The sequence below is a fragment of the Fodinicola feengrottensis genome (assembly GCF_039530045.1).
Taxonomy (GTDB): domain Bacteria; phylum Actinomycetota; class Actinomycetes; order Mycobacteriales; family HKI-0501; genus Fodinicola; species Fodinicola feengrottensis.
On the sequence record NZ_BAAANY010000009.1, the window covers coordinates 251,268 to 267,203 of the forward strand.

The 15,936-nt window shown below is 70.5% G+C and carries 10 protein-coding genes; 5 read left to right on the top strand and 5 right to left on the bottom strand.

Annotated features, from left to right (window positions below; translation table 11 throughout):
- The first annotated feature begins 115 nt into the window (after positions 1 to 115).
- Complete coding sequence (locus ABD301_RS13740) at positions 116 to 847, top strand: hypothetical protein (RefSeq protein ID WP_279583323.1); 732 nt, start codon at positions 116 to 118, stop codon at positions 845 to 847.
- Here ABD301_RS13740 and eccD (ABD301_RS13745) read toward each other — a convergent pair.
- A complete protein-coding gene (eccD, locus tag ABD301_RS13745) occupies positions 830 to 2,173 on the bottom strand; it encodes a type VII secretion integral membrane protein EccD (protein WP_344310417.1) in 1,344 nt (447 codons plus the stop codon). The genes ABD301_RS13740 and eccD (ABD301_RS13745) overlap by 18 nt on opposite strands.
- A 150-nt stretch (positions 2,174 to 2,323) precedes the next feature.
- On the opposite strand from eccD (ABD301_RS13745), the gene eccCa (ABD301_RS13750) reads away from it, so the two are divergent.
- Positions 2,324 to 6,295 (top strand): type VII secretion protein EccCa, encoded by a 3,972-nt coding sequence (gene eccCa / locus ABD301_RS13750; protein WP_344310419.1) that lies wholly within the window; start codon positions 2,324 to 2,326, stop codon positions 6,293 to 6,295.
- A gap of 257 nt (positions 6,296 to 6,552) precedes the next feature.
- Here eccCa (ABD301_RS13750) and ABD301_RS13755 read toward each other — a convergent pair whose 3' ends face one another.
- Complete coding sequence (locus ABD301_RS13755) at positions 6,553 to 7,554, bottom strand: alpha/beta hydrolase (protein WP_344310421.1); 1,002 nt, start codon at positions 7,552 to 7,554, stop codon at positions 6,553 to 6,555.
- A gap of 94 nt (positions 7,555 to 7,648) precedes the next feature.
- Between ABD301_RS13755 and ABD301_RS13760 the strand changes: the two genes are divergently transcribed.
- Together ABD301_RS13760 and ABD301_RS13765 are read left to right on the top strand one after the other, a co-directional pair.
- The gene (locus ABD301_RS13760) at positions 7,649 to 8,395 is read left to right on the top strand and encodes a dienelactone hydrolase family protein (RefSeq protein WP_344310423.1); all 747 of its coding nucleotides are present in this window, start codon (positions 7,649 to 7,651) and stop codon (positions 8,393 to 8,395) included.
- A gap of 19 nt (positions 8,396 to 8,414) precedes the next feature.
- Positions 8,415 to 8,699 carry a DUF6295 family protein gene (locus ABD301_RS13765; RefSeq protein ID WP_163568285.1) on the top strand — a complete coding sequence of 95 codons (285 nt, stop codon included), beginning with the start codon at positions 8,415 to 8,417 and terminating at the stop codon, positions 8,697 to 8,699.
- 15 nt (positions 8,700 to 8,714) lie between these two features.
- On the opposite strand, the gene ABD301_RS13770 is transcribed toward ABD301_RS13765, so the two are convergent.
- From ABD301_RS13770 to eccD (ABD301_RS13780), 3 genes are all read right to left on the bottom strand, one after another.
- Complete coding sequence (locus ABD301_RS13770; protein WP_163568298.1) at positions 8,715 to 8,963, bottom strand: hypothetical protein; 249 nt, start codon at positions 8,961 to 8,963, stop codon at positions 8,715 to 8,717.
- 92 nt (positions 8,964 to 9,055) lie between these two features.
- Complete coding sequence (locus ABD301_RS13775) at positions 9,056 to 10,462, bottom strand: MinD/ParA family ATP-binding protein (RefSeq protein WP_344310426.1); 1,407 nt, start codon at positions 10,460 to 10,462, stop codon at positions 9,056 to 9,058.
- 10 nt (positions 10,463 to 10,472) lie between these two features.
- Positions 10,473 to 11,813, bottom strand: coding sequence for a type VII secretion integral membrane protein EccD (gene eccD, locus ABD301_RS13780; RefSeq protein ID WP_344310427.1), 1,341 nt, complete (start codon positions 11,811 to 11,813; stop codon positions 10,473 to 10,475).
- A gap of 177 nt (positions 11,814 to 11,990) precedes the next feature.
- On the opposite strand from eccD (ABD301_RS13780), the gene eccCa (ABD301_RS13785) reads away from it, so the two are divergent.
- Complete coding sequence (gene eccCa, locus ABD301_RS13785) at positions 11,991 to 15,929, top strand: type VII secretion protein EccCa (protein ID WP_344310429.1); 3,939 nt, start codon at positions 11,991 to 11,993, stop codon at positions 15,927 to 15,929.
- Positions 15,930 to 15,936: the final 7 nt, after the last annotated feature.

Genomic DNA, 15,936 nt, shown 5'->3' on the forward strand with positions numbered 1-15,936 from the left:
AGCGGACTGGTTGGGCCGCGGTGCGGCGGCCGGTGGGCGTGGGTTGCTGCCGGAGGGGCCGACATAGCGCGGCGGGCCGAGGGCGGGCGGTGGGCCAGGCTGCGGAGGCGGCGGGGTGCGGGGTCGGCGTACCGGTGGACGCTCGCCCTCTCGCCCAGCAGCGGCCGGCCGGTCACCTGGCGTGGACCGTGGTGGCCCCGATGCGGGCCGAGCCGGTGGCTGGCCGGCCGGCGGCGTCGATACCGGACCCGCCGATGGCGCTGATCGGTACGGCGTCGGCGGCACCGGGGGGCGAGCAGGGGTCGGTGGCGGCCCGGTGGCTGGCGGCGGTGGCCCGCCGGGGCGGCCGGACGGGAACGCGCCGGGCGGGGGCTCCGGCAAGTACGACGGCCACTTGCCCGGCGGGTTCTCACTCGGCCGAGCTGGCGGGGTGGCTGGAGGTCGTACGCCCGGCTGTTGGCTACCAGGTGACTGGACAACAGGTGACTGGGCAGCAGGAGGCGGGGCAGCGGGAGGCGGGGCAGCGGGTGGAGGTGGCACCGACGCGCGGCCGGCCGACCGGCCGTACCCGCCGGCCTGGCGGCTGGTGCCGGAGTCATCGGCCGGTGCGGCGAGCGGTGCCTGGGCGCGGCCCTGCGGCCGGGTGCCGGCGGGGGCACCGGACCTGGGCGCGCTCTGGTCGGCCCCCTCAGCCGGCACCTCAGCCGGCCGTTTGGGAGGCACAGCAGCGCGGCCCTGCGCTTTCGCGGGGTCGGCGGGGTCGGCCGGCGTACGGTCCGGGCCGGTCACCGGGCTGGCCTCTCGCGGCACCGCAGCACAGACATTGCCGTCATTTGACCAACATTGACATGGCCAGCGCGTACGCGCCGACCGCACCGGCGCAGACCGGGACGAGGGCGACCACGATCAGCCGCTCCGCCCAGTCCAGGATCCGCTTGATTCGGGCTCTTGCGATGTCACTCGGGTGCACGGCGCTGACCAGTACGAACGCGACCGCCACCACAACCGCCACCAGTGGCACCCAGAGCCGCAGCGACGGTTCGTACGACACCAGGCCATAGCCCTGCGCGACCAGGCCGATCACACCGGCGGCGCGCAGCGGCAGGATGTGCCAGATCTGCGAGAACGCCCGCGATCTCAGGAGCAGCGCGATGGCAAGCAACGCGCCGAGGCCGCGGTCCCAATAGCTGTCGATGAACGCGAGCCGAACGCAGGCGATGGCGGTCAGCAGGCCGATGCCCATCAGCGCGCCGACCAGCGAGGCGCCGCTGCGGGACAGCCGGTCGGTCAGCGTGTTCGAGGCCATCTGACCGCCCGAGCGCACCAGGTAGTCGGCCGAGGCGAGGCCGCCGACCGACAGGGACAACCGAGGCATCGCGCCGACGACCACGACCAGCAGCACCGGAGCGATCCGGATCACGTCGTCGATCGGCCCACCCAGCAGGGCGGTGACCGCGGCGCACACACCGACCGCGCCGGCCACCGCGAAGCCGGCGAGATGGCCAGCCGCGAGCGGGGTGCCGGCTCGTACGAGCGAGGCCAGGACCAGCGCGGCCACCAGCGCGACCGCGCCGGCGAGCGGCATCGACCCGCCGGCCGCAAGGACGCCGAGCCAGCCGGCGAGACCGGCCCACAGGCAGCCCACCACGATCGCCAGCCGACCGGAGCTGGGCTCGCCCTGAGTGCCGGCCCACCAGCCGGCGCCGCAGAGCGCGATCGCCACCACCGCGGCGAGGCCGAGCGCGGCGAACGAGCCGCTGGCACGTACGGCTGGATCGAAAAGCAACGCGAACATCCCCAGCGAGGCGGCGATCAGCGCGAACCGGAGGCTGATCTGGCCACGCCACAGCCGTCCGGAGCCGTCCACCACGTCCTCGACGGAGTCCCTGACATCCTCGACATACGCGGGACGGCCGGCGCTCGCGCCGCCGCGCAGCTCCAGCACCTCGCCGTCGATCACCCCGGACTCGAACAGCGATGCCTCGGGCTGCAGCAGGGTGCCGTTGAAGCGGACCAGCGCCCACGAAACGGGGTGCTGGCTGCCTGGCTGCGGCGGACTGCACAGCCTGAGCAGCTGGGGTAAGAGGTCCGTCACTGGTAGGGCCGCGGGCAGCGCGACATCGACGCGGCGCGAGTCGCTGACCACGGTGACTCGGCTGTAGCCCGCTGGCACTGCGCCCCCTCGTTTCGACCCAGTGGCAGTGCCGCTTTTCAGCGGCACTCCGGCAACCGCGCCGGCTGGCTCGCGCATCAATTCCGGTCGACGGCTCACCTGCTACCTCAGTGCGCGCCGCCCTCGCCGGGAGAGCATATCGTCGGCGGCATGACGACCACCCTGGTGCAGCGGCCGGCCCGCATCGCGGTGCCCGATCCCGGCTCCGATCCCATCCTGGTGGCGGCCCCACCGCAGCAGAGCGGAGGCCAGCAGGGTGGCGCGAACTTCGCCGTCGTCCTCACCCCGATCATCTCCGGGTCCGGTTCGCTAATCGTCACCCTGACGAGCCAGGGCCGGCCGGTCCAGGCGATCGCCGGACTGTTGTTCCTGGTCGGCTCGGTCGGGCTGGGCGTGGTGTTGTTCGTCGGTACGCGCAACAGCGCCCGCCGGCAGGTTCGGGAGAACCGCGAGCGCTACCTGGACTACCTGGAGAACCTGCGCAGGCTGTTGCGCAAGGTGGTCGCCGACCAGCATGAGGCCGCCGCGGTCCGTCATCCGGACCCGTCCACACTCTTGGACGCGTGCCGGCTGGACGCCCGTCGATGGGAGCGCCGAGCCAGCCATCCGGACGCGCTCGACCTGCGGATCGGCACCGGCAAGCGGCCGCTGGCCCGGCCGCTGTCGCTGCAGGCCGACACGAACAACCCCCTGGTGTCGTACGACCCGGTCGGTCTCGGCGTGGCGCAGCAGCTGGTGGAGCGTTATGGCTCGCTGTCCCAGCAGCCCATCGTGCTGCCACTGCGGCAGATCGGCACCCTGTCGGTGGTCGGCGACCGCACGGTCGGGCGGCGGTTGGCCCGCGCCCTGCTGGCCCAGCTGGTCACCTTCCACTCGCCAGACGACGTGCAGGTCGCGGTGGTCCGCAACCAGCAGCTCGGGACGTTCTGGGAGTGGGCGAAATGGCTGCCGCACAGCCAGGACGAGGCTCGTACGGACGGGCCACTGCCGAGCCGGCTGGTGGCGAACTCGACGGTCGAGCTGGCCGAGCTGCTGGCCGAGGAGATCGAGGAACGCAAGGTCAACCGGCAGCGCCGGCGCGGCCAGGAGTTCACCGGCCGCCGACTGGTCGTCGTGGTGGACAGCGAGTTCCAGCCGTCCATCTCCGGGCTGGAGTCCGAAGAGGGCTCCTCGCTCGCCGACCTGGGCGTTCATCTGGTCGTCCTGGTCGAGTCACGGGCCGCCGAACTGTCCGTTGTGGACGCCCGGATTTCCGTTAACCCGGACGGAACGGCGACCACCGAAGGACTGGCCGACCCGTTCACGGTCGACGACGTGAGCGTCGCGGAAATCGCCGGGGTGGCCCGCCAGCTGGCGCCCGTCCGGCTGTCGGCGAGCGACTCCGGGGACGTACTCACCTCCACCATCAGCCTGCCGGAAATCCTCGGCGTCGACGATCCGGCGGCGATCGACCCGACCACCACCTGGAAACCCCGGCCACAGCGCGAATTCCTCCGCGTGCCGGTCGGAGTCGGACCCGATGGCCGGCCGGTTTTGTTGGACTTGAAGGAATCCGCCCAAGGCGGGATGGGTCCACATGGACTGGTGGTCGGTGCGACCGGTTCGGGCAAGTCGGAAATGCTTCGTACGATGGTCGCGTCGTTGGTCATCAACCACTCCCCCGACCGGCTCGCCTTGCTGCTGGTGGACTTCAAGGGCGGCGCGACCTTCGCCGACATGGACCCGCTCCCGCACGTCGCCGGCAGCGTGACCAACCTGGCCGACGACCTCAGTTTGGTCGATCGCTTCAAGGAAGCGCTCTACGGCGAGATGGCCCGCCGCCAGCAGATCCTTTCGGATACCGGAAAACTGCCGAACGTCGACGCGTACGAACAAGTGCGTGCGCACCGCGGCAACCTGCCGCCACTGCCGCACCTGCTGGTCATCATCGACGAGTTTTCCGAGCTGTTGACCGCGAAACCGGACTTCGCCGAGCTTTTCGTGGCGGTCGGCCGGATCGGCCGGTCGATCGGCGTGCACCTGCTGCTGGCCACCCAGCGGCTGGAGGCCGGCAAGATCCGCGGCCTGGAGTCCCACCTGTCGTACCGGATCGGCCTGCGGACCTTCTCCGAGAGCGAGAGCCGCGAGGTCATCGGCGTGCCGGACGCGTACCACCTGCCGCCCGAACCCGGCTCGGGTTTCCTGAAGGTCGACACCACGGTTTTCGAGCGGTTCAAGGCCGCGCTGGTGTCATCAGCGTACAAGCCGCCGAGCGACGATGAGACAGTGATCGCGCCGGTGCTGCCGTACAACGCGACCAACGGCGCCGGTGCTCTCGCGGTCGCGCAGCAGCAGGTGCTGTCGGCGATCACCGACGACGAGGACGACGAAGAGGGCACCACGGTTTTGCGGGTCATCGTCGACACGCTGTCGATGGCTGAGTCCACGCCCGTACGACCGGTATGGCTGCCACCGCTGCCGACCGCGCTGACCCTCGACAGTGTGCACGGCCGGGAAGCGGCCGGCGAGGCGGCCGACCCGCGACACATCATCGCGCTGCTCGGACTCCGGGATGTTCCGAGCGAGCAGCGGCAGGACCCGCTGACCTGGGACGCCACCGGCGCCGACGGCAACCTGGTCGTGGTGGGCGCCCCGCTGTCCGGCAAGTCCACGCTGCTGCGAACGCTGATCAGCTCGCTCGCGCTGCGCTATGCGCCCGGGCAGGTGGCGTTCTTCTGCGTGGACTACGGCGGTGGCCAGCTGGTTCCGCTGGAAGCGTTGCCGCACGTGGCGGCCGTCGCGACCCGCTCGGACGGGGACCGGGTCCGGCGCACCATCAGTGACGTACACGCGATGCTCGACACCCGGGAAGGTGTGCTCCGCCAACACCGCCTGGACTCCGCCGACGCATTGCGTCGCGGCCGGGCGTCCGGCGAGGTGCCGGCGGCCATCTTCGGCGACGTTTTCCTGATCATCGACGGCTGGGGGCCGCTCCGGGAAGCGGACACCGATATCGAGGACCTGATCGTCGAGATCGCCCAGCGCGGCCCGACGCTGGGCGTCCACACGATTGTCTCGGTGTCGTCGCCGAACCAGATCCGGTCTCGGATGGGCTCGTCGATGGGCGGCCGGATCGAGCTCCGGCTAACCGACCACTTCGACTCCCAGATCGACCGGCTGACCGCCCAGGAGATGCCCCAGGACGTGCCCGGACGCGCGCTCGTACGCCCGAAGCACTTCATCCAGATCGCGCTGCCGCGGGTGGACGGGATCGCCGACACGGAGGACCTCGGCGACGGCGTACGCCACCTGGTGAAGCAGGTCGAACGCCGGTGGCCGGCCGGCCAGGTGCCGGTCGTACAGGTGCTGCCCGACATCGTCGACCTGTCCAGCGTGCTGGACTCGATCGCCGCCCTCGGCGAGCGGCGGATCGCGCTGGGACTGTCCGAGCGGGACCTCTCGCCGGCCTACCTGAACCTGCTCGGCGGCGACCCGCACCTGCTGGTCTACGGCGACGGCGAGACCGGCAAGTCGACGCTGCTGCGATCGGTCGTACGCCAACTGGTGGCCGGATCCGGCACCGGCAGCGTGCTGGACGGCAGCGCCAGCATCGGCATCGTGATGGTCGACTACCGGCGGGCCAACCTGGACCTGGTGCCGAAGGACTTCCTGCTCGCGTACAGCACCTCGGCGGCGCACACCCAGCAGGTCTGCGGCGAGCTGGCCGGCTCACTGAAGGCGCGGCTGCCCGGCCCGGACGTGACACCGCAGCAGCTGCGCGAGCGGTCCTGGTGGGACGGGATGGAGGTGATCCTGGTGGTGGACGACTACGACCTGGTCACCGGCTCCGGCGGCTCCCCGCTGACGCCACTGCTGCCGTACTTGGCGCAGGGCCACGACCTCGGCATCCACCTGATCGTCAGTCGGCGCACCGGCGGCGCCTCCCGGGCCATCTTCGAACCGGTGATGCAGCAGCTCAACGACCTCGCCCCCCCCGGCCTGCTCTTCTCCGGCGACCGTCTGGAAGGCCGCCTGGCCAACGGCGCGGTCTCCCGCCGACTGCCGGTAGGGCGAGCGCTTTACGCCCGCCGCGGCGCGGTCGCCGAACAAATCCAAACCTTCTGGACCCCACCCGTCGAGTAGCGTCCGGGCCGCACAATCGGGCCCCGATTGTGCGAATCCAGGGCGGTGCGGCGCGAAACTGTCGTACCGAGGTGACATTTTGAGCCCCCGCCCTTTAAGGGCGGGGGGTGGGTACGTGGGTTTTAGACGTCACGTAAGTAAGCGCGCGCTCTATGTTGACCTGTCAAGAACGGACAACTCGTGCTCGGGGGACGCTTACGTGCCGTGAGCGCAAGTAGGGTTCCCCCGCGGACATCCACGCGAGCGGCCCGGCGGTACTAGGTCACCGGCACGCCGAGGCCCTTTTCGAGCAGCGGGAAGGAGCGGTGCAGCTCGCGCTGCCAGTACGGCCAGTTGTGGATGCCTGGGCCGTAAAGGTCAGTCGTCAGCGGCACACCAAACACCTTCGCGCGCGTGATGAACGCCAGGTTTTCCTGGTAGAGGCCACCTTCCAGCGGATCAGGGGACGCGTTCGGCGGTTCGTACGGGCCGGGCTGTCCGTTGCCGCAAGACACGAAGGTCGGCGTGAAACGCAGCAGCGGCACCAGATCGGTGGGGTTGTGCGCCGCCCAGATCGCCGCCTGCCGGTCCGGGTCGCCCCAGAGCGCCGACGGGTCCGCGCCGGTGGCACCGACGATCTGCATGATGACCTGGGGGCTGTTGATCTTGGCGTCGACGTACGTGGTGTCGATGACGCCGCTGTACGACGCGGCCGCACGGAACATTCCGGGATGCCTCGCGGCGTACGACAGCGCCCCGAAACCGCCCATCGACAGGCCCGCGATCACCCGCCTGGTGCCGGCGCCGTAGCCGCGTTCCAGGAGCTGTCGCAGCTCGGTCAGGTGGAAGGTCTCCCACGCCGGTGCGCCACGCTCGCCGTGGTTCCACCAGTTCGAGTAAAAGCCGGCCGGGCCGCCCTCGGGCATCACGACCAACGCCGGCGTTTTAGCGGTGAACGCGGCCACGTCGGTGCTTCGGGTCCAGCTCAGGTACGAGTCGCAGCAGCCATGCAGCAAGTAGAGGATCGGCCAGCTCCGGTGCGCACCCATCGACCAGCCGGCGGGCACCAGCAGCCGGGCCTTCGCGGTGGTGCCGAGCGCCGGGGAGTCCACAGTCAGGTCCAGGGTGCGACTGTCCACCCACGTCTGCGCGACTACCCGCGCGCCGTCATCGGCCCGTACCGCCGGTCCGGCGTCCGCGAAGGCCGCGGGTACGGTGAAAGAGCCGGCGATCAGCATTGCGGTCACCAGCAAGGCGACCAACGATCGGAAACTGCGCATGGCCTGATCGTTGTCGCGTTGTCCTTGAATCGCAACAAGATGCACGGCGAGCCAGCCGCTTGCGGACAATCACGCGGGTTAAAGGAGAAATAGAATGCAAGACGCACTGCGCGCGGAAACCATCAGCATCACCGGGCACAACGGTGACGAGATCGAGGCCTACCTGGCCACGCCGCTGAACGACACCCCGCGCGGGTCGGTGATCGTGATTCACCACATGCCCGGCTATGACCGTGGGACCAAGGAAATCGTCCGCACCTTCGCGGCGAACGGCTATGCCGCGCTCTGCCCGAACCTGCACCACCGGGACGCCCCCGGCGCCAGCCCGGATGACGCCGCGGCGGCATCCCGGAACAACGGTGGCGTGCCGGACGACCAGCTGATCGGCGACGTGGCCGCGGCGGCGCAACACCTGCGTTCGCTGCCCTCTTCGAACGGCAAAGTGGGCACCATCGGTTACTGCTCCGGCGGCCGGCAGTCGTTCCTGGCCGCCACCGCCGTCGACCTGCAGGCCGCGGTCGACTGCTATGGCGCCTTCATCATTCGTACGCCCGCGGAGCTGGGTTTCCCGCTGCAGGTCGAGCCGATCCTGGACCGGGCCAAGGACCTGCGCTGCCCGCTGCTCGGCCTGTTCGGCGCCGAGGACAAGTTCCCGTCGCCGGAGGAGACCGGCGAGCTCGCCGCCGAGCTGGACCGGCTCGGCAAGCCGTACGAATTCCACACGTACGAAGGCGCGACGCACGCGTTCTTCACCACCAACCGGCCGAACTACCACATCGACGCCGCCCAGCAGGGCTGGCAGCGGATCTGGGAGTTCTTCGGCAAATACCTGGCTTCCTGACGTTCTGGAGGACCGTCCCATGTGTACTTATCTGACGGAGAAAATCGAGATCGACGGCAGCGGCAAGGGCGCGACCGGCTGGTTCGGCTGCACCTGCGCGACCGTCTATATCGACCACCCCGTGCACGCGCCGTACGCGCACACGGTGAACATCGACATTCTCAACCCGGCCCTCGGCCCGTCCGCGCGAGTCGCGCTGGAGCTGACCGAGGAGTCGGCTTTGGCGCTGGCCAACGCGATCCACGCCGCGCTCGCGGCGGCCCCAGCCGGCATCGCGTCGGTCAACCAGAAGGTGGGCGCCTAACTCGGGCGGGCACGATCAGGGGTGGCTGGAGGGCGTAAGGGGCGCGGTCACCGGAGCGTTTTGTTGCTTCTTCTGCTGGTCGTCGGAGGCCTGCTGCTTACGGAAGGCGCCAGCGACCGCCAGCCCGGCGATCACCACGGCCACCAGAATCACCCCGACCAGCACGCCCGGCCAGATCCGCCGACGGTCCCGCCACGTACGGGATGAGCCGAACAGCAGTGCGGCCCGCAGCTGCCGGCGGCGCAGCACATCGGATTCGAGCATGTAGCGCTCGACGTTGGGGGTGGTGCTCGAAGACCAGCCGGCAAGCGTCTTCTGCCGAGGCCTCCGAGGGGGCGCGGCCGGCGGCGGGGTCGTCACCGGACGAAGTTCTCGTCGGTACGTTCGGCGGCGAACGCGGCCAGGGTCAGGTACGCCTCGCGGGTCGCTGGCCGGAGCGCGGCCAGCGAGAGCGGGCCACCGGCCTCCAGCGCCCGGTCGTACGGCACCAGCACGACCCGCTGGCTGGCCCCGAGCAGCGCGCCGAGCCGGCGGATGGCGGTCCTGTACGACCGGTTGGTCATCCCGACCACCGCGACTACCAAGTGCCGCAGCCGGTCCGGATCGACCTGGTTGATCCGGCCCATCGCGTACTGCACAGCATCCACCAGGTCGGGCTGCGCCGGCTGCACGATCACCAGCCGGTCGGCGCGCGACATCATCGCGTGCGCGGTGCCGGAGACCTCGTCACCCACATCCAGCACGGTGAACGGGTAGGCAGCCCGGACCTGGTGCAACATCTCGACCAGGTCGCCGCGCTCGGCCGGCGAATACCAGGGCGCACTGTCGATCACCGCGAGCGAACCGATGGTGGCCGGGGGCTGCGGCAGCGCGGCCATCGTGCCGGCTCGGATCACGTCGTTGGCGCTGACCGAGGACGTGCCGGCGACTCGGGAGGCCAGCGACCGGGTGCCGGCCTGTACGTCGACCAGAGCGGTCTGGTCACCTCGTACCGTCGCCAGCGCGAGCGCGACTCCGGCGCAGGTCGTCGTGGTGCCAGCGCCCCCGACGGTGGAGAAGAACGACGTGACGCGGGGCTCGCGTTGCCTGGTGCGTACGCGCGCGATCAACTCGCGTTCACGCTGAATCGACCCGGCCGCGGACGGCGCCACGATGCCTTTGCCAGCACCACGCGCGACCTGCCGCAGGCCGCTCATCCCAGGCAACGTCCCCCACTGCTGCCGCACGGTCCCGCCGGCGGCCTGCAGAGCAGCCGGATCCGGACCAGCGGGCTGCGGTGGCAACGGTGGCACTGCAGGCCCCACGAGGCCTTGCGGCATGGTCTCCAGCGGCCGGCGCAGATACGTCCCGGGGCTCGCGAACCGCAGCGAACCGTCGCCCGAAGGCGGTGAGCTGGTCGGCATCGGCGCCGCTCGGCCGACGATTCGGCCGGTGCCAGCCGGCCGGAAAACCGTGGCCAGCGGTGGAACGGCCAGCCCGCCACCGGTGTCCGGCTCGCGCAGGGTCGGCTGGTGCGGATGCTGGAAGCCGCCAGGCAACGACGGCGGGTACGGGCCGGGCGGCGCACCGGGCGCGGCGGACACCGGGCCAACCGCCAGCGGGCTGGCCGACACCGGTTGCCATGCCGGTGGCGCGACGGGCAGCGGCGGTGGCGCCTGTAGGCCCAGGACACCCGGGTCGATGCCCATCCTGGCCAGCGCTCCGGCGGCGTCCTGAGCGGCCCGGCCGACCGTGTCGGAGTCCTGCTCGTCGGCTTCGGTCATGCCCACCCCCTCAGATCCCTTCATAATTCGCCATCGACGCAAACACGCCGCTCGCGCCGACGGTCAGCACCACGGCGGCGACCACCACGGCGATCTCCACCCAGTTCAGGACCTGTTTGGCGCGTGCGGTGGTGACCGGTGTGACCGGCAGCGCGGCGATCACCAGCACCACCAAGGCCGCGATCATCGCCAGCGCCGCGGCCCATTGCTGCAGCCCAGGCGTCCGCTCGCCGGTGGCCAGCCCGACTCCGGCCAGCACCACGGCACCGCCCAGGCGCAGCGGCAGCACGTGCCGCAGCCGGCCGAACGCTCGCGACCGGAGCAGCAACAACACGCCCATCACCGGCAGCAACAGCAGGCCCCACACGGTCGTCGACCGGATCAGCCAGCCGACTCCGGCGGCGACCACCAGCGCCGCGCCGGTCAGCGAACCGGTCAGCAAATACGTGCTCTGCCGGACTCGATCGGTCAGTTCCTGTTCGCTGATCCGGGCCACGTTGCGGAGCCGAAAGTCAGCCGCCGCGAGGCCGCCGACCGCGATCGAGGCCCGCGGCAGCGCGCCGGTGAGCAGGATCGCCAACAGCATGTCAACCAGGACCGCGTCGTCGATCGAGCCGCCCGCCAACGAGGTGACCATGGCGGCGAGGCCGGCCGGTACGAGCACCGCGCAGGCCGCGAGATGCGGGGTCGCGTACGACGTAAGACCCCGGCAGATCACCACGATCGCGGTCAGGTAGACCAGCGCGGCACCAAAGGCGACGACCGGCCCGGCGCCCAGCCAGGTGGCCAACAGCCAGCCGGCGAGGCCACCCCAGCCGGCGGCGACGGTGACCAGCACGGTCGCGGCGCGTACGTACGTGTTCCGGCCCGCCCACCAAGCCGCGCCACCCAGCAGGACGGCGGCGAGCACCGCGGCCAGCAACGAACCCGCCTGGTGCGGCTCCCGTACGGCCGGCAGCAGCGGCAACGCGGCCATCGCTACCCCTGCGGCCATCAGCACGAAGCCCTGAGTCGTCCGGTTGGCCCACAGGTCGTCGCCGGCGTCGACCGAGTCCTCGACGGCATCTCGTACGTCCTCGACATACGCCTCGGCGCCACCGACTTCGGCCGCCCGGAGCTCCAGCACGTCGCCGTCCACGACGCCCTCTTCGGTCAGCGAGTGGGCCAGCGCGATCGGCTTGCCGCCGACCCGCCCCAACGACCAGGCCTGCGGCTGGTCCGCGCCGGTCTCGGGCAGGCAGAAACGCAACACCTGCGGCACCACGTCGGCCACTGGCAGCTCGGTCGGCAGCGCCAGATCGACCCGCCGCGACCCGTGCACCACGGTCACCCTGCTGTACGCGGTCGGCACCCTGTGCCTTCCCCTTTCGCGACCCCTGAACTGTCCGGGGACAGTGTCCACCTTGCTCGTACTGCTCCCGGTTTCCGGCCGTACGTGCCGTCAGCACGTCATGGTGGCATGGACCGTCCACTATGGTCCCGTGCAGCCGCAACCCCAGCACCTCGACCGCTCGGCTCTGGAGATCGCATGACGACCACGCTGGTCCGGCGGCCGGCCCGGATCGCGCCACCGGCGGTGCCGGCGGACCGCGTCCAGATCGCCGAGCCGCCCCACCTGCAAGCGCAGCCGCCGGCGTCGATGAGCGCCTCGATGGTGGTCATGCCGGTGATCTCCGGCTGCGGCTCGCTGCTGGTCGCGGTCACCAACCCGGACAAGCCGCTGTTCGCGGTCGCCGGCCTGTTGTTGCTGGTCGGCTCGGTAGGGGTCGGGGCGATCATGCTGATCGGCCAGCGCACCGGGCCGCGCCGGCAGAAGCGGGAGTCCCGCGAGCGCTACCTCGACTACATCGAGGACCTCCGCCGCGACCTGCGGGACACCATCGATCTGCAACGCGCTGATGCGGCCTGGCGGCACCCGGAGCCGGCCCGGCTGCTGGACGTGGCCCGGATCGACGCCCGGCGGTGGGAGCGGCGGCCGGCCGACAGCGACTTCCTGGTGCTGCGGGCCGGTTCCGGCGACCGGCCGATCGCGACCCAGCTGACCCAGTCCAGCGACTTCAGCCCGCTGTCCGAAACCGATCCGGTCTGCGCCGAAGCGGCCCGGCAGCTCGAACACCGCTACCACCGGCTGCACGACCAACCAGTGCCAGTCGCCGTACGCGACTTCGGGGTGCTGACCGTGGTCGGCGATCGCGCGACTGGGCGACAGCTGGCGACCGCGATGATCAGCCAGCTGCTCGCCTTTCACGCGCCTGAGGACGTACGCCTCGCGATCGTCCGGGACGAGCGGCACGAAGCCAGCTGGGACTGGGCGAAATGGCTGCCGCACACCCAAAGTCCGGCCACCATGGACGGCGAGCTGCCGGCCCGGCTGATTGCTTCCTCGGTGTCGGCGCTCGCCGAAACCCTGCAGCCGGAAATCGAGCTGCGGCTCGGAACCTTGCAGCGCCGGCGCGGCCAGGTCTCGTCCGGGATGCGGCCGATCGTGGTGCTGATCGACGGCGAGAACCTGACGACCGTCCGCGGGCTGGAGCCGGCCGACCGCTCGGTGCAGCTGCGTGACCTGGGCATTCACCTGATCGCGCTGCTGGGCACCCGGCGCGAGGAGCCGGAGGACGTCGACTGCCGGATCGTCGTACGCCCCGATGGCACCGCCGAGCTGCCGACCGAAGAGACCTTCGCCGTCGATCAGGTGCCGGACGGCCAGCCGCTCGCGATGGCGCGGCTGCTCGCGCCGCTCCGGCTGGCCGCCGACGAGTCGGCCGAGTCGCTGACCGAGACGATCGGGTTGCCCGAGGTGCTCGGGGTGCCCGATGTCGCCGCGCTGGACCCGCAAACCACCTGGCAGCCGCGGATGTCGCGGGAGTTCCTGCGGGTGCCGATCGGCATCAGCGCGGACTCCCGGCCGGTGATGCTTGACTTCAAGGAGTCCGCGCACGGCGGCATGGGCCCGCATGGTCTGGTGGTCGGCGCGACCGGTTCAGGCAAGTCGGAGATGCTGCGTACTTTGGTGTCCTCGCTGGCGATCAACCACTCGCCGGACCGGTTGGCGTTGCTGCTGGTGGACTTCAAGGGCGGCGCGACCTTCGCCGGCATGAAGGACCTGCCGCACCTGGCCGGCATGATCACCAACCTCGCCGACGATCTGACGCTGGTCGACCGGATGCGGGACGCCCTTTACGGCGAGATGCAGCGCCGGCAGGAAATCCTTAAAGCGGCCGGAAACCTGCCCAACGTGACGGCGTATCAGACGCTTCGCGACGAAGGCCAGCCGCTGGAGCCGTTGCCCGAGCTGCTGGTGATCGTGGACGAGTTTTCCGAGCTGCTGGCCGCGAAACCGGATTTCGCCGAGCTTTTCGTGGCGGTCGGCCGGATTGGCCGGTCCATTGGGGTCCATCTGCTGCTGGCCACCCAGCGACTGGAAATGGGCAAGATCCGCGGCCTGGAATCGCATCTGTCGTACCGGATTTGCCTGCGTACGTTCTCCGAAGTGGAAAGCCGGGACACCATCGGCGTGGCCGACGCGTACCACCTGCCGCCAGAGCCCGGCTCCGGTTTTCTCAAGGTGGACACCACCATTTTCGAGCGTTTCAAGGCCGCGCTGGTGTCCGCGCCGTACCAGGCGCCTGAGGACGCACCGAAACAATACGTCCCTGTGGTGCCATATCTGGCGGTCAACGGTGTCGGTGCCTGGATCGCCGCGATCGGACAGGCCCAGGCCGCGAAGGAGGATCTTGGTGCCGCGCCGGCAAAAGGTGGCGCGACCACGGTCATGGACGTGATCGTCCGGCAGCTCGCGAACGCCGGCGCGCAGCCCGTACGACCGGTGTGGCTGGAGCCGTTGCCGGCGCTCGTCACGCTGGACCGCGTCCAGGACCCGGCCGGTCGCGCGCTGCCCGGCACGGTGTCCGCGCTGGTCGGGCTGGTCGATGACCCGGGAGCGCAGCGGCAGTTCCCGATGGAATGGGATTTCACCCGTGGCGGTGGAAACCTGCTGGTCGCCGGTGCGCCGCAGGCCGGGAAATCGACCCTGCTGCGAACGATGATCTGCTCGATGAGCCTGCGGTACGCGCCTGGCGAAGTCGCCTTCTACTGTGTCGACTACGGAGGTGGCGGCCTCGGTCCGCTGGAGGAGCTGCCGCACGTGGCCGCGGTCGCCAGCCGGGTCGACCCGGACCGGATCCGCCGAGTGATCGGCGAGGTGGCCAGCGCGGTCGAACAACGCGAGGAGATCTTCCGGCAACACGGCTTGGACTCGATGGCGGCACTGCGGACCGCGCGGGCCGCCGGTCAGCTGCCGCCGGACGTTCCAGCGGACATTTTCCTGGTGGTGGACGGCTGGGGCAGTTTCCGGGAGGAATTCGAGGTGTTGGAAGGCGCGGTCTCCGAAATCGCCGCCAGAGGCCTGAACTACGGCGTGCACGTCATCCTCAGCATCGGCCAGACCATGCAGGTTCGGCTGCGCATGCAGGCCGCTTTCGGCGGCCGGGTCGACCTGCGGCTGAACGATCCTTTCGACAGCGCCTTCGACCGCAAGATCATGGAGCGGATCAGCAAGGACACCCCGGGCCGCGCGCTGGTCGAAGGCGACCTGCTGGCCCAGGTGGCACTTCCCCGGGTCGACGGGAAAACCTCGGTCGATGATCTCGGTCGGGCGCAAGTGGAGCTGGTCGCAGCCGTACGGGCGCGGTGGCCGGAAACAGCCGTCCCGGTCGTGCGCTCGCTGCCGGCCGTTTTCGACTGGTCAGCGCTGCCGCCCGTACACATCGGCGACGCCAGCATCCCGGTCGGCATCTCCGAGCGCGACCTGGCACCCGCCGGGGTCAGTCTCACCGGCGGCGACCCGCACCTGCTGGTCTACGGCGACGGCGAGACCGGCAAGACCAACCTGCTGCGCGTACTGCTGCGTGGAGCGATGGCCGCCGCCACTCCAGAGCAGCTGGGCATCGTGCTCGTCGACTACCGGCGGACGCTGCTGGACGCGGTGCCACCGGAGTATTTGCTGGCGTACTGCACCGCGCAGCAACAGACCGCCGCGGTCGCCGCCGAGATCGCCGGCTCGCTCCGGCAGCGGATCCCCGGCCCGGCCGTGACCTCCGAGCAGCTGCGGACCCGGACCTGGTGGAAAGGCCTGGAGGTGATGTTCGTGGTCGACGACTACGACCTCGTCGCCGCGTCCGCCGGGAACCCGCTCGACGCGCTGGTGGAATACGTGCCGCAGTCCCGCGACCTGGGCCTGCACCTGGTGGTGGCCCGTCGTACCGGCGGCATCTCGCGGGCCCTGTTCGAGCCACTTCTGCAGCGGATGAACGACATCGGCACTCCCGGCCTGCTGTTCTCCGGCGACCGGATGGAAGGCCGCCTCGTCAACGGCGTCGCCTCCCAGCGTCTCCCGGTCGGCCGTGCCCTCTACGCCGGCCGTGGCGGCAACGCCTCGCAGATCCAGGCGGCCCTGCTCCCCGAGTAGCTGTCCT